We start from the raw sequence: 22696 nt of genomic DNA, 5'->3' as shown, positions 1-22696 counted from the left end.
GGGCAAGCCCGCTCACCACAACAAGCCGGCTCGCCACAAGGCCCCGTTCGATTGAGGCTAGTCATCGTTGCCACTGCCGCGAAACTTGAACAGGTCGCGGCGTTGCTTCTTGCTCGGCTTGCCATCGGTGGTCATGCCAGTGGCACCGGCCTTGCGCATCGCGGCCGCATTTTCACGCTTGGCGATGCTGGCTTCGGTTTCGGCGTATAACGCTTGCGCTTCAGGTGCGCCACGACGAACGATGGAAAGCGCCTGAACCACGACCGTCTTTTCATCAAACCCTGCACGAATCTGAAACTCATCACCGACACGTGGCTCTTTGCCCGGCTTGCAGCGCTCGCCACGATGATGCACCTTGCCGCTCTCGATGGCGGCCTTGGCCAGGGCACGGGTTTTATAGAAACGCGCCGCCCACAGCCACTTGTCCAGACGGACCTTTTCTTCCTCTTCCTGCTTTTGAGCCACTTGAATTCCTCGCTCTGAAAAATGTCGCAACTTTACCGTTGAAACCCTTCAACGCATAAACCCCCAGGCTCACCTAAGATACGCCAGGTAGCACCCTGTTTTCGCGAGGTATGCTGTGACCGAATTTCCCCTTTCACTCACCTCGCCCAACCAGCGCTGTGTGGGTTGCCAGCAAAGCGAGCCCCTCGGGTTCGATTTTGCGTTCGCTTACCAGCCTATCGTAGACCTGCGGGACCATTCGATCTTTGCCCACGAAGCTCTGGTGCGTGGCACGCAAGGTGAGGGGGCGCTGTCGGTGCTAAACCAGGTCAACGAAAGCAACCGCTACCGCTTCGACCAACGCTGCCGAACCCAGGCGATAGCCGGTGCGGCGACCTTGGGCATGCAAACCCACCTTTCGATCAACTTCATGCCCAATGCCGTGTACCGCCCGGAACTGTGCATCCGTAGCACCCTGGAGGCAGCTCGCGCGCATAATTTTCCGTTGAACCAGCTGATTTTCGAGACCCTGGAAAGCGAGCATGTAGATAACTATCGCCATTTGACGAATATTCTGCGTGAATACCGCGAATTCGGCTTCAAGACCGCCATCGACGATTTCGGCGCGGGCTATTCGGGGCTGAACCTGCTGGCCGATTTCCAACCTGACCTGATCAAACTCGACATGGCGCTGATCCGCGATGTTGATCAGGACCGTGTCCGTCAGGTCATCGTCCAGGGGATTGTCACAATCTGTGAGCAGTTGGGGGTTACTGTCATCGCCGAAGGCATCGAAAGTGCCGGCGAACGGGACTTTCTCTCCGACTGTGGAATATTTCTGATGCAAGGCTACTGGTTCGCCAAGCCTGCATTTAAAGCCCTGGCCGAGGTATCCCCTCAGGCCTGGGCGAATTGATCGGTTATCCATATTGAAGACATTTGACCATTTGACCGTTGTGGGTCTGCGTGAGTGGGTGGCACTTCCCGACTTGGGAGTGGCAGGCCTGCGCGCGAAGATCGACACCGGTGCCAGCACCTCAAGTCTGCACGCCACCGACATTGAGCCGTTTGAGCGTGACGGTGAGCAGTGGGTGCGGTTTACCGCGCACCTGGGCAGCGTCGTGCAATTACGTCACCGCCGCTGCGAAGCGCCGCTGGTGACGATGAAAACCATCAAGAGCTCCAATGGCCATGCGCAGGTGCGCTATGTCATCAGCACCACGCTGGCGCTGGGTGATCGGGTATGGCGAGTGGAATTTACCCTGGCCTGCCGCAAAGCCATGCGATATCGCCTGTTGTTGGGTTCCAAAGCCTTGATTGACGGCCAGTTGGTGGTCAATCCCGGTATCAAGTACGTACAAGACAAGCCGGTGTTCCCGGTCTCTACCCTATCTGCCCCAGGTGCTGCATGAAGATTGCTGTGCTGTCGCGAAACCCGCGTCTGTATTCCACCCGCCGCCTGGTTGAGGCCGGCACCGAACGTGGCCACGAAATGGTGGTGATCGACACGTTGCGTGCCTATATGAACATTGCCAGTCACAAGCCGCAGATCCACTACCGGGGCAAGCCGCTGGAGGGGTTTGATGCAGTGATCCCCCGTATCGGTGCTTCGGTGACGTTTTATGGCTGCGCAGTGTTGCGCCAGTTTGAAATGATGGGGGTGTTTCCCCTTAATGAGTCGGTCGCTATTGCCCGTTCACGGGACAAGCTGCGCTCCCTGCAGCTGCTGTCGCGCCGCGGTATCGGCCTACCAGTGACTGGCTTCGCCCACTCCCCCGACGACATCCCTGACCTTATCGACATGGTCAATGGCGCGCCGCTGGTGATCAAAGTGCTGGAAGGCACCCAGGGTATCGGCGTGGTGCTGTGTGAAACCGCGACGGCGGCGGAATCGGTGATCGAAGCGTTCATGGGCCTCAAGCAGAACATCATGGTGCAGGAATACATCAAGGAAGCTGGCGGTGCGGATATCCGCTGCTTTGTGGTGGGCGACAAGGTGATTGCGGCGATGAAGCGCCAGGCCAAGCCGGGGGAGTTCCGCTCCAACCTGCACCGTGGCGGCAGCGCCAGCCTGATCAAGATCACCCCGGAAGAACGCATGACCGCACTGCGGGCGGCCAAGGTCATGGGGTTGGCCGTGGCGGGGGTGGATATCTTGCGCTCCAACCACGGGCCACTGGTGATGGAGGTGAATTCGTCGCCGGGCCTGGAAGGCATTGAGACCACCACCGGGAAGGATGTGGCGGGGATCATCATTCAGCATCTGGAGAAGAATGGTGGGCCGAATATGACCAGGACCAAGGGCAAGGGCTGATCAACCGCCACAAACCAGTGTGGGAGCGGGCTTGCTCGCGAAAGCGGTGGATCAGTCAAATATGTATCGACTGACCCCCTGCATTCGCGGGCAAGCCCGCTCCCACATTTGACCTGTGTCGGTGCTTAGACCGCGTCGCGGGGCAACATCAGCCCAAGCGGCAAGCGCACCCGCGCCTCCAGGCCACCCTCTTCGCGGTTGCGCAACTCAACATTGCCACCATGCATCGAGGCAATCCGCCGCACAATTGCCAACCCGAGGCCAGTACCCTTGCCACCCCGGGCACGGTCGCCTCGGGTGAAGGGGTTGAAGATGCCTTCCAGCTCATCCGGGTCGATGCCCGCCCCCCGGTCCATCACACTCAGCACCACATAGGGCGCTGCACTGTCGCCAGACACATACGCCGCCACCTCCACATCGGAACCGGCGTGGTGCAAGGCGTTGCCTATCAGGTTGTTCAACAGGCGCTTCATAGATACCCGACGCAGCGCAAACGGTTGGATCGGCTCCAGGCGCATACGCACCTGTTCACCGTTCTGGTTATAGGGCGCGACCACCTCACGCACCAGGTCCGTCAGGTCGACTTCTTCCACGATCTCGTCCCGGCCATCGCGGATAAACGCCAGGAACTGGTCGAGAATCGCGTCCATGTCCTCGATGTCGCGGACCATATCATCGGTGAGATCGGTATGGTTGCCCATCAACTCCAGCGACAGGCGCAATCGCGTCAATGGTGTACGCAAGTCGTGGGAGACCCCCGCCAGCATCAACTCGCGCTCACGCCCAGCCTGTTCGACGTCTTCTGCCATCTGGTTGAACGCGCCATACACCTCGGTCATCTCGCTGGGCGTATCGCTGACCGGCAGGCGCACACTTCGCCCCTGGCCCAATTGGCGGGCTGCAAACACAAGACGCTTGAGCGGCTGGTTGAGCTGTCGAACGAAAATCCACGCCGACGCGGTGGAAAGCAACCCGATCGCCAGGAACCAACCCAGCACGTTCCAGATCTTCTGCCCCCGCAGCGGATGTGGATACAACGGCACTTTCAACCAGTCCTCACCCAGGCTCGGCGCACGCACCCACAATGCCGGCGATACATGCATGCGCAACCGCACCTCGGTGTCTTCACCCAGCTCGGCCTGCATCTGGCGCTGGTAGATCTCACTGTAGGGCCAATGTTGCTCGCCCTCCGGCACACCCGCTCCTGCTACACGTACCAGCGTCGCAGCCTTGGCGATTTTCTCGCGATTCTCCGGGTCAGCCGCCCAATAGGCACGCAGCGTCAGGGCTACGCCGTGACTGTATTGTCGATCTACCAGCACGTCCTCGTTCATCAACAGATAAACCAGCGTGAGTGCTTTGGAAAAGAGAACGACGATCAGCACCAGCCAGAGGGTGCGGGAGAAGAAACTTTGGGGGAACCACAACGGGGTTTTCATAGAAGACAGCTGGATACCTTGCAGAAACGAGCGGCGCTCGCAGAATTGCAGACGCCGGGCATCCCGTCGACCCTCGTGGAGTCAGGCACCGGGAGGCCCGTACTGCAAATCATCGGTCAACTGGTTTTGTTGCCATCCGGCACAAACACATAACCCACGCCCCACACTGTCTGGATATACCGCGGCTTGGAGGGGTCCGGCTCGATCATCCGACGCAGTCGGGAGATCTGCACGTCGATAGAACGCTCCAGTGCGTCCCATTCCCGGCCACGGGCCAGGTTCATCAGTTTGTCGCGGGTCAGCGGCTGGCGAGCGTTCATCACCAGGGCCTTGAGCACGGCGAATTCGCCGGTAGTGAGCATGTGTACTTCATCGCCACGCTTGAGCTCACGGGTCGCCAGCGACAGTTCGTAGTCGCCAAAGGTGACACTTTCGTCTTCGCTGCCCGGTGCGCCCGGCACCGGCGGGGCCTGGCGACGCAGTACGGCCTTGACCCGTGCCATCAGCTCGTCAGGGTTGAAGGGCTTGGCCAGGTAGTCATCAGCGCCCAGTTCGAGGCCCTTGATACGGCTCAGCTCATCACCCTTGGCGGTGAGCATGATGATTGGAATCTGGTTGTTCGCGCCGCGCAGGCGCTTGCAGGCGCTCAGGCCGTCTTCACCGGGCAGCATGAGGTCGAGTACGACCAGGTTGAAGACTTCGCGCCCCAGCAGGCGGTCCATCTGCTCGGTGTTCGGCACCGCGCGGGCACGGTAGCCCTTGGAGTTGAAGAAACGCTCCAGCAGGCTGCTCAGCCCCGGATCATCATCAACGATGAGAATTTTTTCGCCTTCAGCAGTTTGTGCAGTGCTGCTCATTGGATGCTCCTCTTATCTCGGCGCGCATTATGGCCTAGCTGCCGTTATACGCACCGTGTGCATTGTTAGCAGATTTTTCCTCTACCGCCAGCGTACCCGCGCCCTACAACCGTGGGCGCAATCCCCCCCAAGGACAGAACGCTGGTTATAATGCGCCGCCGCCGTGCAGGGCAACGTCAGATCGTTACCGTTTGCTGCCGAGGCTTTTTTCACCCGCTTGTCGCGAATTTTTCGATTTCGAGGGTCAATAGGCTGCCTCTTGACCCAGGCAGCGGCGCCAGTCGGGCCGCTCAACCAGCCTCCCAGGGCCTTGTTTTCCGGGCCTGCGAGCTGCTTTTCAGAATTTCAGGTGGTTTTATGGACAGCATCAACAGCCGCATCGCCGAGGAACTCGGTGTACGCCCACAACAGGTCGAAGCGGCCGTCGCTCTACTGGATGAAGGCTCCACGGTGCCCTTCATCGCCCGTTACCGTAAAGAAGTGACCGGCAGCCTCGACGACACCCAACTGCGTCACCTGGAAGAGCGCCTGCGCTACCTGCGAGAACTCGACGAACGGCGCATCAGCATCCTCGCCAGCATCGAGGAACAGGGCAAGTTGACCCCACAACTCGAGCGCGACATCAAGCTCGCCGACACCAAGACCCGCCTCGAAGACCTCTACCTGCCGTACAAACAGAAGCGTCGCACCAAGGGCCAGATCGCCCTGGAAGCCGGCCTGGGCGAGCTGGCCGACGGTCTGTTCAACGACCCGTCGCTGGCCCCGGAAGTTGAAGCCGCCCGCTTCATTGATGCAGAAAAAGGCGTCGCCGACGTCAAGGCCGCCCTCGAAGGCGCCAAGTACATCCTCATGGAGCGCTTTGCCGAAGACGCCAGCCTGCTGGAAAAACTGCGCAGCTACCTGAAGCAGGAAGCCATCCTCAGCGCCCGCGTCATCGCCGGCAAAGAGGAAGAAGGCGCCAAGTTCCGCGATTACTTCGAACACGACGAGCCGCTGAAAAGCATGCCGTCCCACCGCGCGCTGGCGATTTTCCGTGGCCGCAACGAAGGCATTCTCAGCTCCGCGCTGAAGGTCGGCGACGAATTGCCAGGCACCATGCACCCGTGCGAGGGCATGATCGGTCAACAATTCGGCATCCAGAATCAGAACCGTCCTGCGGACAAGTGGCTCGGCGAAGTGGTGCGCTGGACCTGGAAGGTCAAGCTCTACACCCACCTGGAAACCGACCTGCTCGGCGAATTGCGCGACGGCGCCGAAACCGAGGCGATCAACGTGTTCGCCCACAACCTGCACGACCTGCTGCTGGCTGCCCCGGCCGGCCCGCGCGCGACCCTGGGCCTCGACCCGGGCCTGCGTACCGGCTGCAAGGTCGCCGTGGTCGACGCCACCGGCAAACTGTTGGACCACGCCACGGTGTATCCGCATGTGCCGCACAACAAGTGGGACCAGACCCTGGCGATCCTGGCCGCCCTGTGCGCCAAACACGCGGTGGACCTGATCGCCATCGGCAACGGCACCGCCAGCCGCGAGACCGATAAACTGGCCGCCGAACTGATCAAAAAATACCCAGCCATGAAGATGACCAAGGTCATGGTTTCCGAGGCCGGCGCTTCGGTGTACTCCGCGTCGGAACTGGCATCCAAGGAATTCCCTGACCTCGACGTGTCGATCCGTGGCGCGGTATCCATCGCCCGTCGCCTGCAGGACCCGTTGGCCGAGCTGGTGAAAATCGACCCTAAATCCATCGGTGTCGGCCAGTACCAGCACGACGTGTCGCAGCTGAAACTGGCGCGCGGCCTGGATGCGGTGGTCGAAGACTGCGTAAACGCCGTGGGCGTGGACGTGAACACTGCCTCCGTGGCACTGCTGGCGCGAATCTCCGGCCTCAACGCCACCCTGGCGCAGAACATCGTCAGCCATCGTGACGAAAACGGCGCGTTCAAAACCCGCGCCGCGCTGAAAAAAGTCGCACGCCTGGGTGAAAAAACCTTCGAACAGGCCGCCGGCTTCCTGCGCGTCATGAATGGCGACAACCCGCTTGATGCGTCTGCGGTCCACCCGGAAGCCTACCCGCTGGTGCAACGCATTGCTGCCGAGACCGACCGCGACATCCGTTCGCTGATCGGCGACGCCGCGTTCCTCAAGCGCCTGGATCCCAAGAAGTACACCGACGAAACCTTCGGCGTACCGACCATCACCGACATCCTGCAAGAACTGGAAAAACCGGGTCGCGACCCACGTCCCGAGTTCAAGACCGCCGAGTTCCAGGACGGTGTCGAAGACCTCAAGGACCTGCAACCGGGCATGATCCTCGAAGGCGTGGTGACTAACGTGACCAACTTCGGCGCCTTTGTGGACATCGGCGTGCATCAGGACGGTTTGGTGCACATCTCCGCGCTTTCGGAGAAATTCATCAAGGATCCCCGCGAAGCGGTCAAAGCCGGTGACGTGGTCAAGGTCAAGGTCATGGAAGTCGACATCCCGCGCAAACGCGTCGGCCTGTCGATGCGCATGAGCGACACCCCCGGCGAGAAAATCGACGGTGCCCGCGGCGCACGCCCAGGCTCGGCACCGCGCCAGTCGCAGAACCGCTCTGAAAACAACGCACCGCGCAAGGAAACCGCCACCGCCGCGCCAAGCAACAACGCCATGGCCTCGCTGTTCGCCAACGCCAAACAGCTGAAGAAACGTTGATGGAAATCCCGGCCGGCTTGACCCAGAGCGCCTTCAGCGAACTGATCGGCTGCCGCCTGCAACGCCTTGAAGAAGGCGTTGCCGAGGTGGCCCTGACCCTGGAGCCGCAACTGCGCAACCGCGCGGGCAAGCTCCATGGTGGGGCGATTTTCAGCCTGGTGGACATCACGATGGGGCTGGCCTGTTCCAGTTCCCATGGTTTCGACCAGCAGAGCGCGACCATCGAGTGCAAGATCAATTACATCCGCGCCGTGTCGGACGGTGACGTGCTGTGCACCAGCCGGGTGATTCATGCCGGCCGCCGCACGCTGGTGGTCGAGGCGGAGGTGTATCAGGACGAAAGACTTGTCGCAAAAGCACAGGGCACGTTCGCTGTCCTATAGCTCCCCACCCCCGATTTGAGTTAATTTCGGCGCTGCACTAACGGCGTCGGAATTTTCTCGCTGCGCTGTAGCCAAATTCATGGAGTGAAGTCGGCATATTCAGAGCGGGTCAAATCGACTCAAAACCAGGCGATCACGCCAGTTTCAACTTCACCCTTGTAGACCGTCCTGCCCACCCCCATATTGGGGCGACTGACGCGTGAAGGAATCCAACTTGAGCGAACTTCTCAACCGCCGCCTGGCCCTGCTCGGCAAGCGCGAACACCTCTCCCTGCTAGAGCAGTGCTTGCACGGCATCGAGCGCGAATGCCTGCGTGTCACCGGTGAGGGTCGACTGGCGCAAACGCCGCACCCCGAAGCCCTGGGCGCCGCGTTGACCCACGAACAGATCACCACCGACTACTCGGAATCGCTGCTGGAGTTCATCACTCCCGCCCTGCCCAACCCGGCCGATACCCTGAGCAGCCTGGACAAGATCCATCGCTTTGCCTACACCAAGCTCGGCAGCGAATACCTGTGGAGCCCCTCGATGCCGTGCCCGTTGCCGGCCGAGGAAGACATCCCGATTGCCTACTACGGCACGTCCAATATCGGACAGCTCAAGTACGTGTATCGCAAAGGCCTGGCCCTGCGTTACGGCAAGACCATGCAGTGCATCGCCGGGATCCACTACAACTTCTCGTTGCCCGAGGCGCTGTGGCCGTTGCTCAAGGAAACCGAAGGGTTTGTCGGCACCGACCGCGACTACCAGTCCAACGCCTATATCGCGCTGATCCGTAACTTCCGCCGCTACAGCTGGCTGTTGATGTACCTGTTCGGTGCTTCGCCTGCCCTGGACGCCGGGTTCCTGCGTGGTCGTTCGCACCAGTTGGAAGTACTCGACGCCGATACCCTGTACCTGCCCTACGCCACCAGCCTGCGCATGAGTGACCTGGGTTACCAGAGCAACGCCCAGGCCGGCCTCACGCCGTGCTACAACGACCTGGCCAGCTACACCGACAGCCTGCGCGAAGCGGTGGCAACGCCCTACGCGCCCTACGTCGAAATCGGCACGCACAAGGACGGTGAGTGGGTACAGCTCAACACCAACATCCTGCAGATCGAAAACGAGTACTACTCCAACATCCGCCCCAAGCGCGTGACCTACACTGGCGAGCGGCCGATCCAGGCGCTGATGGCCCGTGGCATCCAGTACATTGAAGTGCGCTGCCTGGACATCAACCCGTTCCTGCCGATGGGCATCGACTTGCAAGAGTCGCGCTTCCTCGACGCCTTCCTGCTGTTCTGCGCACTGAACGACAGCCCGCTGTTCGCCAACAACGAGTGCGGCAATGCCACCTCCAACTTCCTCAGCGTAGTCAAGGAAGGTCGCCGTCCGGGCCTGCAACTGCAACGCCAGGGCCAGCCGGTGGACATGAAGGAATGGGCCGCCGAGCTGCTCGAACAGATTGCGCCACTGGCTGCCTTGCTGGATGAGAGCCACGGCATCACCGAGCACAGCCAGGCGCTCGACGCCCAGTTGGCCAAGGTCAACGATTCGTCCCTGACCCCGTCGGCCCAGGTGCTGGCGGCGATGGCCGAGCGTAAAGAGAGCTTTGCGCAATTCTCCCTGCATCAGAGCCAGTTGCACGCGGAGCATTTCCGCAAGGAGCCGCTGGCGGCTGAAGAGCAGGCGCGTTTTGAAGAACTCGCGCGCGCCTCACTGGCACAGCAAGCCGAGCTGGAGCAGAACGAAGTCGGCGACTTTGACGTGTTTGTCGGCTCGTACCAGGCCAGCATCCTGGCCATCAGCAACTAAGTAAGCCGAAACCGGGGCAAATGTGGGAGGGGGCTTGCCCCCGATGGCGGTGGGTCAGCTACCTATACAGTGGCTGACACTCTGCTATCGGGGGCAAGCCCCCTCCCACATTTGACCTCATTTCAATTCATGTTCGGCGCTCTCTATTCTCCTCATAAGCTAATTCGAAAATGTTATTTATTTTCGGATTCTTAGATCATTTAGTCTCCTCACACGCCGACCCTCGGCCGCCTGATTGAGGAGCTTCCCCTTGAAACTGTTAACCCCTCTGCGCCTCCTGGCCGCATTGTCCCTGGCCGGTGCCAGCCTGTTTGCCCAGGCGGCGGATGTAACCATCGCCTACCAGACCACCGTGGACCCGGCCAAAGTCGCCCAAGCCGATGGCGCCTATGAAAAAGCCACCCACGCCAAGATCAACTGGCGCAAATTCGACAACGGTGCCGACATCATCGCCGCCATCGCCTCCGGCGACGTGCAGATCGGCTACCTCGGTTCCAGCCCGCTGACTGCGGCCATCACCCGTAAAGTACCGGTGGAAACCTTCCTCGTAGCCACCCAGATCGGCGGCGCCGAAGCCCTGGTGGCCCGCAATGGCTCGGGCATCAACAGCCCGCAGGACCTGGTTGGCAAGAAAGTCGCTGTGCCCTTCGTGTCCACCGGGCACTACAGCCTGCTGGCCGCCCTGAAGCACTGGAACATCGACCCGTCCAAAGTGACCATCCTCAACCTCGCGCCACCAGCGATCATCGCCGCCTGGAAGCGCGGTGACATCGACGCCACCTACGTGTGGGACCCCGCCTTGGGCGTGGCCAAGGAAAACGGCAAGGTGCTGATCACTTCCGGCGAACTGGCCAAGTTTGGCGCGCCAACCTTCGATGCCTGGATCGTGCGCAAGGACTTCGCCGAGAAGCACCCGGAAATCGTCACCGCGTTCGCCAAAGTCACCCTGGATGCCTACGCCGCCTACCGCAAAGACCCACAAGCCTGGCTCGCCGATAAAGGCAACGTCGACAAACTGGTGAAACTCTCCGGCGCCAAGGCCAGCGACATCCCACTGCTGCTGCAAGGCAACGTCTACCCGCTGGCCGCTGACCAGGTGACCCTGCTGGGCGCACCGACCACCAAAGCCGTGACCGACACCGCCGCGTTCCTCAAGGAACAAGGCAAGGTCGATGCTGTACTGCCGGACTACGCCCCTTACGTCAGCGCCAAATTCATCACCCATTGATCGGGAGTTCATAGCGATGGCCTTGCTACAGCTGGAGCGCATCAGCGCACAGTACCCAGGCGCCACAGAACCGGTACTGTCAGATATTTCACTCGACCTGGGGCCCCAGCAGTTGCTGGTGGCTCTCGGCCCGTCCGGCAGTGGCAAGACTTCGCTGTTGAACCTGATTGCCGGTTTCGTCGAACCTTGCGCCGGGCGCATCACCCTCGATGGCGTGCCGGTCAAAGGCCCCAGTGCTGAACGCGGCGTGGTGTTCCAGGACGACGCCCTGCTGCCCTGGCAGGACGTGCTGGCCAACGTCGGCTTCGGCCTGGAGCTGGCTGGCGTGCCCAAGGCGCAACGTGAAGTACGCGCCCGGGAAATGCTCACGCTGGTGGACCTCGCCGGTTTCGACAGCCGCCGTATCTGGCAGCTTTCCGGCGGCCAGAAGCAACGCGTCGGGCTGGCCCGCGCCCTGGCGGCCGACCCTCGTGTGCTGCTGATGGACGAGCCCTTCGGCGCCCTTGATGCCTTCACCCGCGAACAGATGCAGGAATTGCTGCTGCAGGTCTGGCGGCGCACGGCCAAGCCGGTATTCCTGATTACCCACGACATCGAAGAAGCGGTGTTCCTCGCCACCGACCTGATCCTGCTGGCGCCCAACCCCGGCCAGATCGTCGAACGCCTGCACCTGGACTTCGGCCAACGCTACGCCGCCGGTGAGTCGGCGCGGGCGATCAAGTCCGACCCACGCTTTATCGAAACCCGCGAACACGTGCTGGGCAAAGTGTTCTCTCAACGCCAGGTGTCCGCATGAGCAGCTTCGAACTTCCCGCCACGGTGACCAAACCGGCGGCACACGCAGTGGTCCCGGTACGCCGCAGCCTGAGCACGCGTTGGATCAGCGTGTTGACCCTGTTCGCGTTGCTGGCCCTCTGGTGGGCGGTGACCGCCAGCGACTTGATCGAGCCGCTGTTCCTGCCACCGCCGTCCGCCGTGCTGCAAAAGGGCTGGCTGCTGGCGACCAGCGGCTATATGGATTCCACCTTGTGGCAACACCTGGGCGCGAGCCTCAGCCGTATCGGCCTGGGCCTGGGTTTTGCGGTGCTGACTGCCGTGCCGGTGGGGATCGCCATCGGTTCCAACCGAATCGCCCGTGGCATCCTCGACCCGCTGATCGAGTTCTACCGGCCGATCCCGCCGCTGGCCTACCTGCCGCTGATCGTGATCTGGTGCGGCATCGGCGAGCTGTCCAAGGTGCTGCTGATCTACCTTGCGATTTTTGCGCCGATTGCCATCGCCACCGCCACCGGCGTGCGCACCGTCGACCCGGCCAAACTGCGGGCGGCGCAGTCGTTGGGCGCCACCCGTGCCCAGTTGATTCGCCATGTGATCCTGCCGAGCGCACTGCCCGACATCCTCACCGGCGTGCGCATCGGGCTGGGTGTGGGTTGGTCGACATTGGTCGCCGCAGAATTGATCGCGGCCACCAGCGGCCTGGGCTTCATGGTGCAGTCGGCGGCGCAGTTCCTGGTCACCGATGTGGTGGTGCTGGGGATTCTGGTGATCGCCCTGATCGCCTTCGCCATGGAAATGGGCCTGCGTGCCCTGCAGCGTAAACTGGTGCCGTGGCATGGCCAGGCACACTGAGTGAATGAGAACAGCATGAGCAGCCTGACCGTTACCCCCGTCAGCACCGCATTGGGTGCCCTGATCAGTGGCGTCGATATCACCCAGCCGTTGAACATTGAAGAGCGCGATGCCATCGAACAGGCGTTGCTCCAGCACTCGGTGCTGTTCTTCCGTGATCAACCAATCAACCCGCAACAGCAAGCGCGGTTCGCGGCAAATTTCGGCGACCTGCATATTCACCCGATCTACCCCAACGTGCCGGAACAGCCCGAAGTGCTGATCCTCGACACCGCCGTCACCGACGTGCGCGACAATGCCGTGTGGCACACCGACGTGACCTTCCTGCCCACTCCGGCGTTGGGCGCGGTACTCAGCGCCAAGCTGCTGCCGGCGTTTGGCGGCGATACGCTGTGGGCCAGTGGGATTGCGGCGTATGAGGCGTTGTCCGCACCGTTGAAGCGCTTGCTCGACGGGCTGACGGCGACCCATGACTTCACCAAGTCCTTCCCGCTGGAGCGCTTTGGCAGCACCGCCGAAGACCTGGCGCGCTGGGAAGAGACTCGCAGGAAGAACCCGCCGTTGTCGCATCCGGTGGTGCGTACTCATCCGGTGAGTGGGCGCAAGTCGCTGTTCGTGAGTGATGGGTTTACCACCAGGATCAATGAGCTTGAACCGGCGGAGAGTGAAGCAATCTTGAAGCTCTTGTTCGCCCACGCAACGCGCCCGGAATTCACCATCCGCTGGCGCTGGCAGGAAAACGACGTAGCGTTCTGGGACAACCGCGTGACCCAGCACTACGCGGTGGATGACTACCGGCCGCAGCGGCGGGTGATGCATCGGGCGACGATTTTGGGGGATGTGCCGTTCTAGGCCCACAGGATCTCAGCAACACTGAAAATCAAAGTGTGGGAGGGGGCTTGCCCCCGATAGCAGATTGTCGGCCAACTAATCAGTGATTGACCCACCCCCATCGGGGGCAAGCCCCCTCCCACAATGGCCGAGTGATGACCAGTTATTCAGCCGTGGACGGCTTTTCCCACAAGTTAATCCCACCTTCCTGCGCAAATCGATCAATCTCCGCTAGTTCTTCAACGCTGAAGCTCAAATTCTTCAACGCCCCGACGTTCTCGATGATCTGCTCCGGCCGGCTCGCACCGATCAGCGCACTGGTCACCCGTGGGTCACGCAGGGTCCAGGCCAGCGCCAGTTGCGCCAGGCTCTGACCACGACGCTTGGCGATCTCATTCAGCGCACGCACGTGGGCGATGTTGGCTTCGGACAAGTGCTTGGCCTGCAACGACCCCCCCCCCGGACGGTTGACCCGCGCATCCGCCGGCACGCCGTTGAGGTATTTGTCGGTCAGCAACCCCTGGGCCAGCGGCGTGAAGGCAATCACCCCGGCACCGAGTTCTTCGGTGGTGTCCAGCAGGTCTTTTTCCACCCAGCGATTGAGCAGGTTGTAGGCCGGCTGATGGATCAACAGCGGCACTTTCCAGTCTTTGAGCAGGGCGGCGATTTCGCGGGTTTTTACCCCCGAGTAGGACGAGATACCGATGTACAACGCCTTGCCTTGTTGCACGGCAGTGGCGAGGGCACTGGCGGTTTCTTCCAGCGGGGTGTCAGCGTCAAAACGGTGGGAGTAGAAGATATCCACATAGTCGACGCCCAGGCGTTGCAGGCTCTGGTCGAGGCTCGCGAGGATGTACTTGCGCGAGCCGCCGCCCTGGCCGTAAGGGCCGGGCCACATGTCCCAGCCGGCCTTGCTGGAGATGATCAGTTCATCGCGGTAGTGCTTGAAGTCTTCGCGCAGCAAACGGCCGAAGTTGATCTCGGCGCTGCCGTAGGGCGGGCCGTAGTTGTTGGCCAGGTCGAAGTGGTTGATGCCCAGGTCGAACGCGGTGCGCAGCAGGGCGCGCTGGGTGTCGATCGGGGTGCTGTCGCCAAAGTTGTGCCACAACCCCAGGGACAGTGCGGGCAGCACCAGTCCACTGCGGCCTACGCGGCGATACGGGATAGATTCATAGCGGTTTTCGGCAGCAATGTAAGTCATCGAATCCTCTCTTGGACGTCGGCAAATAAGGCCTGGAAATAATGTTATTCCCAGGCCTTTTAACCAGCTGAATCGCTTAAGTCTGCCGTTCCGTTCTACAGCAATTGCCTACCAGAGTGGAACGACATAACTCACATAGAAGCGGTTTTCATCTTGCACGGTGGCACCGCTGATGTCCGGGCTGGCGTGGGCGTTTTTCCAGGTGACACCCAGGCCTTTGAGGGTGCCGGTGGGCACTTGATACGCCACGGCGACGTTACGTTCCCATTCGCTGGTAGTGCCTTGCGCCGTGCGGATGTCATCGCCGTGGGCATAGGCGGCGGAGAACGTCAGGCCCGTGAGGCCCAGCTTACCGAAGTCATACTTGTACTGTGCAAGCCAAGTGCGCTCACCGGCGTGTTGAAATTTATTCAACTGCATGTTGGTCAGCGCCGGAGTGTCGGCGCCTGAACCTGGGCCCTGGCGGTTGTCACCGCTGTTCAGGCCGGAATCCAGGTACGGAAAATCGCTGTCGCCACTGTTTTTCTGGATGCCCAGGCCGACGGTATGCCCGTCAAGGCTGTAGCTCTCAAGCAGGCTGGCGGTGGTCTGGTTGATACGCCCCTTGCCCGTGCCGTCACCGTAGAGGCCGGCCGCCGCGAAGTCCTTGTCGCCATCGGCGTTGCCGCCCACGCCCAGGCTGCGGAACACCCGCACATCGGTGTCGATAGCGCCCACCGACAAGGCATCATGGCGCTTGGCGCCAAGGAAGAACTGCTGGTAGTAATCCTCAAGGTTGGAGTACCACAGACTGACCGTGGTGTTCTGGATGCCGGTGTAGTCCGCACCGCCGAACAGGAAGCGATCGCTCTCTTTGGTGCCACCGGCGGTGATCATGCCCTGGTCGCCGGTTTCGTTGCGGATCTTGGTCTTGAAGATATCGCCACCGGTGAAGGTGAAATCACTGAGGTCTTTGGACACCAGTTGCACACCGGTGTTGGTCTGCTGGTACAGGCGCCCGTCGGTGTTGGCCAGCACCGGGTTGTTGCCGTAGAGCGTACCCAGGCGCAACTCGTCCTTGGCGAAACGCATCTTGAACGTCGGGCTCAACACGCCGAACTGGTCGGCGGACTTGCCGTTGTCCAGCGGGAACATGCTGCCGGGGTAGCGGCCCTGGTGATCCTTGTCGTTGAGATCGCCACCGGAGTCTAGCTTCAACCCGTAGAACGCCTGCAGGTCCAGGCCAAACCCCACCGGGCCTTCGGTGTAGCCGGACTTGAAGTTGAACTCAAACCCCTGGCCCCAATCGCGAATGCTGTGGGCCTTGGCGTTGCTGTTCACCACGTCACGCCCCTGCTGGTTGAGGTAGCGGTTGAGCAGGGTCACATCGGCGTGGCTGTCATCGATAAAATCGGCGTGGGCGGACAGCATAAAGCTCGCCATGGCGGCACCCACCATAGGGCTTATCAACGTCTTCATTGGTACCGGTCTCCGTCACTGTTCTGAAATGAAAGCGTCAAACGCTTCACACAATTACGCAGTGGCCAGATGACAGTTGCGCGTCAAAACCGGCGGGTGACGGATGAAATTAAATTTAAGAAAACCCGAAAATTCAGGGCCTTGCACATACTTTTGTGGGAGGGGGCTTGCCCCCTCTCACATAAAGCTTCTCTAACAGGCCTGCTTTGACCGTCAACGCACCAGGTGCAGGAACTGCAGGTGCCGTTCGTACTGGTCGAGGATGTCGTTGATGATCTGCTCCTTGGTATAGCCGACCAGGTCGTAGTCCTGGCTGCCCTCGGCCAAGTGCACTTCCGCCCGGTAGTAGCGACGGTTGTTGATCTCTTTAGAGCCCATACCACCACGGGCAAACGACGGCGTGAAGTAGCCGCGCATCTGCACTTGATAGACGAAGGGATGTTCCTCGCCATGGCCGATTTCCAGGCTGACGCTGTCGTTGGACGGGTCGGGCTGGGTGACCACACTCAGGCCCTTCTCGACGAACACCGCCGTCACCTCTTCAATCGCCGGGCGCACGGTTGATTCCAGGAAGCGATACACCTCATCCCGCGACGGGAAATGCACCGCCTGGCTCAACCGCTGACGCCAGCCACCCCGGCCTTTGCGCGCTGCCGAAACCGGCGCCAACGAATGCAACTGGGCAATCTGCTTCTGCGATTCGAGGTAGAACGCCTTGTGCAGCCCCCACATCATCAGCAGCAGGATCATCGAGAACGGCAGCGAGGTCAGCACCACCGCTGACTTGAGCGAGTCGATACTGCCGGCGAACAGCAAGGCACTGGTGACCAGCGCGGTCATCGCCCCCCAGAACACCCGCAGCCATTTCGGCCCGTCTTCATCGGCGTTGCCGCCCTTGGACGACAGGGTCGACAGCACCACGGTGCCGGAGTCGGCCGAGGTGACGAAGAACACGAAGCTGATAAACACCGTGACCGCGATGACGGTCTTGCTCCACGGGTAGGTTTCCAGCAGCAGGTAGAGGCTCATCGACGGGTCATCGATGGCCGATTGGCCGAGTGCGGCCATGCCGTGGTTGAGCACCTGGTCGATGGCGCTGTTGCCGAAGATCGACATCCACGCCAGGGTAAAACCCAGCGGGATCAGCAACACGCCGAACACGAATTCGCGGATGGTACGGCCACGGGAAATACGTGCGATGAACAGGCCCACGAACGGCGACCATGCGATCCACCAGGCCCAGTAGAACACCGTCCAGCCGCCCAGCCAGTCGCTGGGTTTGTCGTAGGCATACACGTCGAAACTCTTGGTCGGCAAGGCGCCCAGGTAGTCGCCGATGTTCTGGATCAGGGTGTTGAGCAAATGCTGGGTGGGACCTGCGAACAACACGAACAGCAGCAGCGCACAGGCCAGCAGCATGTTGATGTCGGACATCACCCGCACGCCCTTGTCAACGCCGGCCACGGCGACCAGGATCGCCGCGCCCATCATCAGGGTGATGAGGCCAACCTGGATCCACTGGGTATGGGCAATGCCAAACAGATAATCGAGACCGGAGTTGAGGTGCAGCACCCCAAAACCCATGTCCGCGCCCAGGCCGAACACCGTGGCGATGATGCCGAAGCCATCCACCGCGTAACCGATGGGGCCATTGATGCGTTTGCCGATCAGCGGGTACAACGCCGAGCGCAACGCCAGCGGCAGGTTATGCCGATAGGCGAAGTACGCCAGGGCCATGCCGACAAAGGCGAACACGCCCCAACCATGCAGGCCCCAGTGCAAAAACAGAATCTGCATGGCCTGGCGTGCGGCGTCGGCGTTCATCGGCGCGCCTTGCGGCGGTTGCACCAGGTGCGTCAGCGGCTCGGAGACGCAGAAGAAGAACAGCGTGATGCTGATCCCGGCGGCGAACAGCATGCCGGCCCAGGACAGATAACTGAATTCGGGCTCGTCGTGGTCGGCACCGAGTTTTATCTTGCCGTAGCCCGATAGCGCGGTGACCACCACGAAGACCAGATACAGGGTCATCGCCAGCATGTAGTACCAGCCGACCGTGTTGGCCGCCCAGTTTTGCGCCGCCAGCAGCCAGGCACCGGCCTGTTGCGGGATAGCGATGACAGTGATGCCGAACAGCAGGATAAACGTCGCGGCGAAGTAGAAGACCGGCGCATTCATGCGCACCAGGCCGCTGGATGGGGTGGACGATGCACTCATGAACGATGCACCCCGAGGGTGAGGGATGTGGCTGTCAATAACGGACTCAGCAAAGGTAAGCCTCCTGTTGTGAGCGGGCAGCGAACCACCGGGTTTAACTTGAACGAGCATTCAAGTTAAACATGGATAGGCGGTCTGGGACTAATCGCAAGGCTGAGTGGTAGGTGATTCCTACACTAGCTCAAGGAAAGGTATGACGGGCAGGAACGGCAAATCGTTCAGCGGTTAGTGGCTGAAATACGGTTCAAATGTGCAATGCAGGCAAAGGTGGGAGGGGGCTTGCCCCCGATGGCGGTGATTCAGTCAATTCAATGTTGACTGACACTCCGCTATCGGGGGCAAGCCCCCTCCCACAGGGTATTTGTGCAGGGGTTTTACTTCTGCGCGCCATCTTCATGCTGCAAATTCGCCTGGGTGATATTCGCCCCCGCCGGCACGCTGCGGGTCAGCCATACGTTACCCCCAATGGTCGAGCCCTTGCCGATGGTGATGCGCCCCAGGATCGTCGCCCCGGCGTAGATCACCACATCGTCCTCGACAATCGGGTGACGCGGATGGCCCTTCTGCAACTGCCCGTCCTCGTCCGCCGGGAAGCGCTTGGCGCCGAGGGTCACGGCCTGGTAGATGCGCACGCGCTCGCCGATGATCGCGGTCTCGCCGATGACCACACCGGTCCCATGGTCGATAAAGAAACTCGGGCCGATCTGCGCGCCGGGATGGATGTCGATGCCAGTGGCCGAGTGGGCGATCTCGGCACTGATGCGCGCCAGCAGCGGCAGACCGGCGCGGTACAGGTGGTGGGCCAGGCGATGGTGAATCACCGCCAGGATGCCGGGGTAGCACAACAGCACTTCATCCACGCTGCGCGCCGCCGGGTCGCCGTGGTAGGCGGCCAGCACGTCGGTGTCCAACAGGCTGCGCAGGGACGGCAAGGCCAGGGCGAAATCCTGGATCAGGCGGATGGCGTGAGCATCGACGGCGCTGTCGTCCTCGCCGCTCTGGCGCGCGGCATAGCGCAGTTCCAGGCGCGCCTGGCCGAGCAGGGCATTGAGCGCCACATCGAGGGTGTGGCCGACGTAGAAATCTTCGCTTTCTTCACGCAGGTCCACCGGCCCCAGGCGCATGGGGAACAAAGCGCCGCACAACGACTCCAGGATCTGCGCCACCGCCTCGCGGGACGGCAACTCGCGGCCACCATGCTCACCGCTCAAGCGGCCATTGCGCGTGCGCCACTGGTCCCGGGCACCGCGCAACTGGCTGACGATGGTCTGTAATTGCCAATGACTGGAACGCTCACTCACGGTTTTCACTCCTGACGTAATGGCGCTCACTTTACGGTATGCACGCTGGCCGCCCTTAAGAACCAATGGTGCAATACTAAGAACCATCCGGAATAAGCGATTGGCGGTTGCCCGATGAAAAGTGCCTGCCTATAGTCGCCCCATCCTCATCAACCGTGCGTAGCCATGATCAAACAACAGCTCGACCGTTTTAACCGCCTGGAACTGCTGGGTGGCGCCACCGCCCTGGAAAAACTCGAGCGGCTGTCGGCCTGGTTGGGCAGGGACATCTACGTCAAGCGTGACGACACCACACCGCTGGCCATGGGCGGCAACAAGCTGCGCAAACTCGAATACCTGGCCGCCGACGCTATCGCCCAAGGCGCCGACACCCTGGTGACCGCTGGCGCGATCCAGTCCAACCACGTGCGCCAGACCGCCGCGCTGGCCGCCAAGCTCGGCCTGGGCTGCGTCGCCCTGCTGGAGAACCCCACCGGCACCGAAGACCCCAACTACCTGGGCAACGGCAACCGCCTGCTGCTGGACCTGTTCGACGCCAAGGTGGAGCTGGTGGAGAACCTCGACAATGTCGACGACCAACTCAACGCCCTCGCCGACCGCCTGCGCAGCAACGGCAAGCAGCCGTACCTGGTGCCTATCGGCGGCTCCAACGCCCTCGGTGCGTTGGGCTATGTGCGCGCCGGCCTGGAGCTGGCCGCACAGATCGAAGCCAGCGGCATCGAATTTGCCGCCGTGGTGCTGGCGTCCGGCAGCGCGGGAACCCACAGCGGCCTGGCCCTGGCGTTGAGTGAAGTGCTGCCGCAGTTGCCGGTGATCGGTATCACCGTATCGCGCACCGAAGAAGCCCAGTTCCCGAAAGTGCAGGGCCTGGCCGAACGCACCGCCGAATTGCTGGGTGTGGATATTCCCGAGGCATTCAAGGTGATCCTGTGGGACGAATATTTCGGCCCGCGCTATGGCGAACCGAACGCCGGCACGCTGTCTGCGGTCAAGTTACTGGCGAGCCAGGAAGGCCTGCTGCTGGACCCGGTCTACACTGGCAAGGCCATGGCCGGCTTGCTGGACGGTATCGGGCGTCAGCGCTTCGAGGATGGCCCGATCATTTTCCTGCATACCGGCGGGGCACCGGCGTTGTTTGCCTACGGCTCTGCCTTCTGATTCACGCCCATCCCTGTAGGAGCGAGCTTGCTCGCGAAGAACGTCAACGATAACGCTGGGTATCTGATACCCAGCGGCGCTCTCGGGTTTTTCGCGAGCAAGCTCGCTCCTACAGAAAGAATTTTTATTATTCCATAAAGGAATAAATAGATTAATTTATATTATTTTCAAGTCTTAAAAACCGGCTTTATAGTCGCGCCGTGGGCGAAGACGCGCTACGCGCTTTAAGGCAGGATACGACTACTGCGTCACCTGCTTCGCACACCATAAAAACACAGGGGCTCTTCATGACTATTTCTGTATTCCGTCGCACGTTGCTGGTTGGCACTTTGGGCCTGGCACTCGGGGCTGGCCTGATCGGCCAAGCAGTCGCGGGTGATCAGCTGGGCAATATCAAAAAAGCCGGCGAGATCAAGATCGGCCTGGAAGGTACCTACCCGCCGTTCAGCTTCGTCGATGAAAGCGGCAAGCTCAGCGGTTTCGAAGTGGAGCTGTCCGAAGCGCTGGCTAAAGAGCTGGGCGTGAAGGTCAAGCTGCAAGCGACGCCATGGGACGGCATCCTCGCCGCCCTGGAATCCAAGCGCCTGGACGCCGTGGTCAACCAAGTGACCATCTCCGAAGAACGTAAAAAGAAATACGACTTCTCCAAGCCTTACACCGTCTCCGGTATCCAGGCCCTGGTCTTGAAGAAAAACGTCGACACCATCAAGACCGCCGACGACCTGGCCGGCAAGAAAGTCGGTGTGGGCCTGGGCACCAACTACGAGCAATGGCTCAAGGACAACCAACCCCAAGCCATCATCAAGACCTACAACGACGACCCAACCAAGTTCCAGGACCTGCGCATCGGCCGTATCGACGCCATCCTGATCGACCGCCTGGCCGCCCTGGAATACGCCAAGAAAGCCCCGGACACCGCCGCTGCCGGCGACGCCTTCTCCCGTCAGGAAGCCGGTATCGCCCTGCGCAAGGGTGAGCCAGAACTGCTTGATGCGGTGAACAAGGCCCTCGACAAACTGCGCGCCGACGGCACCTTGAAGAAGCTGTCCGAGAAGTACTTCAACGCTGACGTCACTCAATAATGGAAGCAGGTTTCCAACTCGCGCTGGACTCCGCGCCCTTTCTGCTCAAGGGCGCGTATTACACGGTGATCCTCAGCCTCGGCGGGATGTTTTTCGGCTTGCTGCTGGGCTTCGGCCTGGCCTTGATGCGCCTGTCGCGTTTCAAGCTGGTGAGCTGGCTCGCCCGAGTCTATGTGTCGTTCTTTCGCGGCACGCCCTTGCTGGTACAGCTGTTCTTGATCTATTACGGCTTGCCGCAAGTGGGCATCGAGCTGGATCCGATCCCGGCGGCCATGATCGGCTTTTCGCTGAACATGGCCGCCTACGCCTGTGAAATCCTGCGCGCCGCCATCGGTTCCATCGAGCGCGGCCAATGGGAAGCCGCCGCCAGTATCGGCATGACCCGCGCGCAGACCCTGCGCCGGGCCATCCTGCCGCAGGCGATGCGCACCGCCTTGCCGCCGCTGGGCAACAGCTTCATTTCGCTGGTCAAGGACACGGCGCTGGCCGCCACCATCCAGGTGCCCGAGCTGTTCCGCCAGGCGCAACTGGTGTCGGCACGGACCTTTGAAATCTTCACCATGTATCTCTCCGCTGCGCTGATCTACTGGATTCTGGCGAGCATCCTGGCGCACTTGCAAAACCGCCTGGAAGACCGGGTCAACCGGCATGACCTGGAGTCCTGA

20 protein-coding genes are annotated in these 22696 nt (G+C 61.2%); 13 read left to right on the top strand and 7 right to left on the bottom strand.

The genetic code is table 11. From position 1 onward, the window contains the following. Positions 1 to 57: 57 nt before the first annotated feature. On the bottom strand, positions 58 to 465 hold the full coding sequence (locus BLR69_RS22850) for an RNA-binding S4 domain-containing protein (RefSeq protein ID WP_058424805.1): 408 nt from the start codon (positions 463 to 465) through the stop codon (positions 58 to 60). Between the two features lie 115 nt (positions 466 to 580). Here BLR69_RS22850 and rimA point away from each other — a divergent pair, with 115 nt between their 5' ends. From rimA to rimK, 3 genes are read left to right on the top strand one after another with little or no spacing between them, the layout of a single operon-like run. Beyond that, positions 581 to 1360, top strand: coding sequence for a S6 modification regulatory phosphodiesterase RimA (gene rimA / locus BLR69_RS22845; RefSeq protein ID WP_071496987.1), 780 nt, complete (start codon positions 581 to 583; stop codon positions 1358 to 1360). A 13-nt stretch (positions 1361 to 1373) separates the two neighbouring features. Further along, positions 1374 to 1856, top strand: coding sequence for a retropepsin-like aspartic endopeptidase RimB (rimB, locus tag BLR69_RS22840; protein ID WP_058424807.1), 483 nt, complete (start codon positions 1374 to 1376; stop codon positions 1854 to 1856). After that, entirely contained in the window at positions 1853 to 2758 is a 906-nt protein-coding gene (gene rimK, locus BLR69_RS22835; protein WP_025855543.1) for a 30S ribosomal protein S6--L-glutamate ligase, read from the top strand. Before rimB ends, rimK begins: the two co-directional genes overlap by 4 nt. Before the next feature lie 125 nt (positions 2759 to 2883). Here the strand turns inward: rimK and BLR69_RS22830 are convergent, their stop codons facing one another. Both BLR69_RS22830 and ompR read right to left on the bottom strand, forming a co-directional pair. Then, positions 2884 to 4197 carry an ATP-binding protein gene (locus tag BLR69_RS22830; protein ID WP_071493162.1) on the bottom strand — a complete coding sequence of 438 codons (1314 nt, stop codon included), beginning with the start codon at positions 4195 to 4197 and terminating at the stop codon, positions 2884 to 2886. 116 nt (positions 4198 to 4313) lie between these two features. After that, positions 4314 to 5054 (bottom strand): osmolarity response regulator transcription factor OmpR, encoded by a 741-nt coding sequence (ompR, locus tag BLR69_RS22825; protein ID WP_071493163.1) that lies wholly within the window; start codon positions 5052 to 5054, stop codon positions 4314 to 4316. A 357-nt stretch (positions 5055 to 5411) separates the two neighbouring features. Here ompR and BLR69_RS22820 point away from each other — a divergent pair, with 357 nt between their 5' ends. The 7 genes from BLR69_RS22820 to tauD all read left to right on the top strand — a co-directional run bounded on the left by BLR69_RS22820 (position 5412) and on the right by tauD (position 13638). Further along, the gene (locus BLR69_RS22820) at positions 5412 to 7748 is read left to right on the top strand and encodes a Tex family protein (protein WP_071493164.1); all 2337 of its coding nucleotides are present in this window, start codon (positions 5412 to 5414) and stop codon (positions 7746 to 7748) included. Next, positions 7748 to 8131 (top strand): PaaI family thioesterase, encoded by a 384-nt coding sequence (locus tag BLR69_RS22815; RefSeq protein WP_071493165.1) that lies wholly within the window; start codon positions 7748 to 7750, stop codon positions 8129 to 8131. The genes BLR69_RS22820 and BLR69_RS22815 overlap by 1 nt, the downstream gene beginning before the upstream one ends. 214 nt (positions 8132 to 8345) lie before the next feature. Beyond that, complete coding sequence (gene gshA, locus BLR69_RS22810; protein WP_071493166.1) at positions 8346 to 9929, top strand: glutamate--cysteine ligase; 1584 nt, start codon at positions 8346 to 8348, stop codon at positions 9927 to 9929. Between the two features lie 250 nt (positions 9930 to 10179). Next, positions 10180 to 11157, top strand: coding sequence for a taurine ABC transporter substrate-binding protein (gene tauA / locus BLR69_RS22805; protein ID WP_071493167.1), 978 nt, complete (start codon positions 10180 to 10182; stop codon positions 11155 to 11157). A gap of 16 nt (positions 11158 to 11173) precedes the next feature. Then, positions 11174 to 11953 carry a taurine ABC transporter ATP-binding subunit gene (gene tauB / locus BLR69_RS22800; RefSeq protein WP_071493168.1) on the top strand — a complete coding sequence of 260 codons (780 nt, stop codon included), beginning with the start codon at positions 11174 to 11176 and terminating at the stop codon, positions 11951 to 11953. After that, on the top strand, positions 11950 to 12786 hold the full coding sequence (gene tauC / locus BLR69_RS22795; RefSeq protein ID WP_071493169.1) for a taurine ABC transporter permease TauC: 837 nt from the start codon (positions 11950 to 11952) through the stop codon (positions 12784 to 12786). Before tauB ends, tauC begins: the two co-directional genes overlap by 4 nt. A 15-nt stretch (positions 12787 to 12801) precedes the next feature. Continuing rightward, entirely contained in the window at positions 12802 to 13638 is an 837-nt protein-coding gene (gene tauD, locus BLR69_RS22790) for a taurine dioxygenase (protein WP_071493170.1), read from the top strand. A gap of 142 nt (positions 13639 to 13780) precedes the next feature. On the opposite strand, the gene mgrA is transcribed toward tauD, so the two are convergent. The 4 genes from mgrA to epsC all read right to left on the bottom strand — a co-directional run bounded on the left by mgrA (position 13781) and on the right by epsC (position 19791). Continuing rightward, positions 13781 to 14818 carry an L-glyceraldehyde 3-phosphate reductase gene (gene mgrA / locus BLR69_RS22785; protein ID WP_071493171.1) on the bottom strand — a complete coding sequence of 346 codons (1038 nt, stop codon included), beginning with the start codon at positions 14816 to 14818 and terminating at the stop codon, positions 13781 to 13783. Between the two features lie 108 nt (positions 14819 to 14926). Beyond that, complete coding sequence (locus tag BLR69_RS22780) at positions 14927 to 16255, bottom strand: OprD family outer membrane porin (RefSeq protein ID WP_083365823.1); 1329 nt, start codon at positions 16253 to 16255, stop codon at positions 14927 to 14929. Between the two features lie 234 nt (positions 16256 to 16489). Continuing rightward, positions 16490 to 18451 (bottom strand): choline transporter BetT, encoded by a 1962-nt coding sequence (gene betT, locus BLR69_RS22775; protein WP_165447923.1) that lies wholly within the window; start codon positions 18449 to 18451, stop codon positions 16490 to 16492. A 413-nt stretch (positions 18452 to 18864) separates the two neighbouring features. After that, positions 18865 to 19791 carry a serine O-acetyltransferase EpsC gene (gene epsC / locus BLR69_RS22770; RefSeq protein ID WP_058424818.1) on the bottom strand — a complete coding sequence of 309 codons (927 nt, stop codon included), beginning with the start codon at positions 19789 to 19791 and terminating at the stop codon, positions 18865 to 18867. A gap of 165 nt (positions 19792 to 19956) precedes the next feature. Here epsC and BLR69_RS22765 point away from each other — a divergent pair, with 165 nt between their 5' ends. The 3 genes from BLR69_RS22765 to tcyL all read left to right on the top strand — a co-directional run bounded on the left by BLR69_RS22765 (position 19957) and on the right by tcyL (position 22696). After that, positions 19957 to 20949, top strand: a complete 993-nt coding sequence (locus BLR69_RS22765; RefSeq protein ID WP_071493173.1) for a D-cysteine desulfhydrase — start codon at positions 19957 to 19959, stop codon at positions 20947 to 20949. 287 nt (positions 20950 to 21236) lie between these two features. Further along, positions 21237 to 22031 (top strand): cystine ABC transporter substrate-binding protein, encoded by a 795-nt coding sequence (gene tcyJ, locus BLR69_RS22760; RefSeq protein ID WP_071493174.1) that lies wholly within the window; start codon positions 21237 to 21239, stop codon positions 22029 to 22031. Then, on the top strand, positions 22031 to 22696 hold the full coding sequence (gene tcyL, locus BLR69_RS22755; RefSeq protein WP_010214112.1) for a cystine ABC transporter permease: 666 nt from the start codon (positions 22031 to 22033) through the stop codon (positions 22694 to 22696). The genes tcyJ and tcyL overlap by 1 nt, the downstream gene beginning before the upstream one ends.

The organism is Pseudomonas azotoformans (genome assembly GCF_900103345.1).
Classification (GTDB): Bacteria; Pseudomonadota; Gammaproteobacteria; order Pseudomonadales; family Pseudomonadaceae; genus Aquipseudomonas; species Aquipseudomonas azotoformans.
This window is presented reverse-complemented; position numbering and strand designations above follow the sequence as displayed.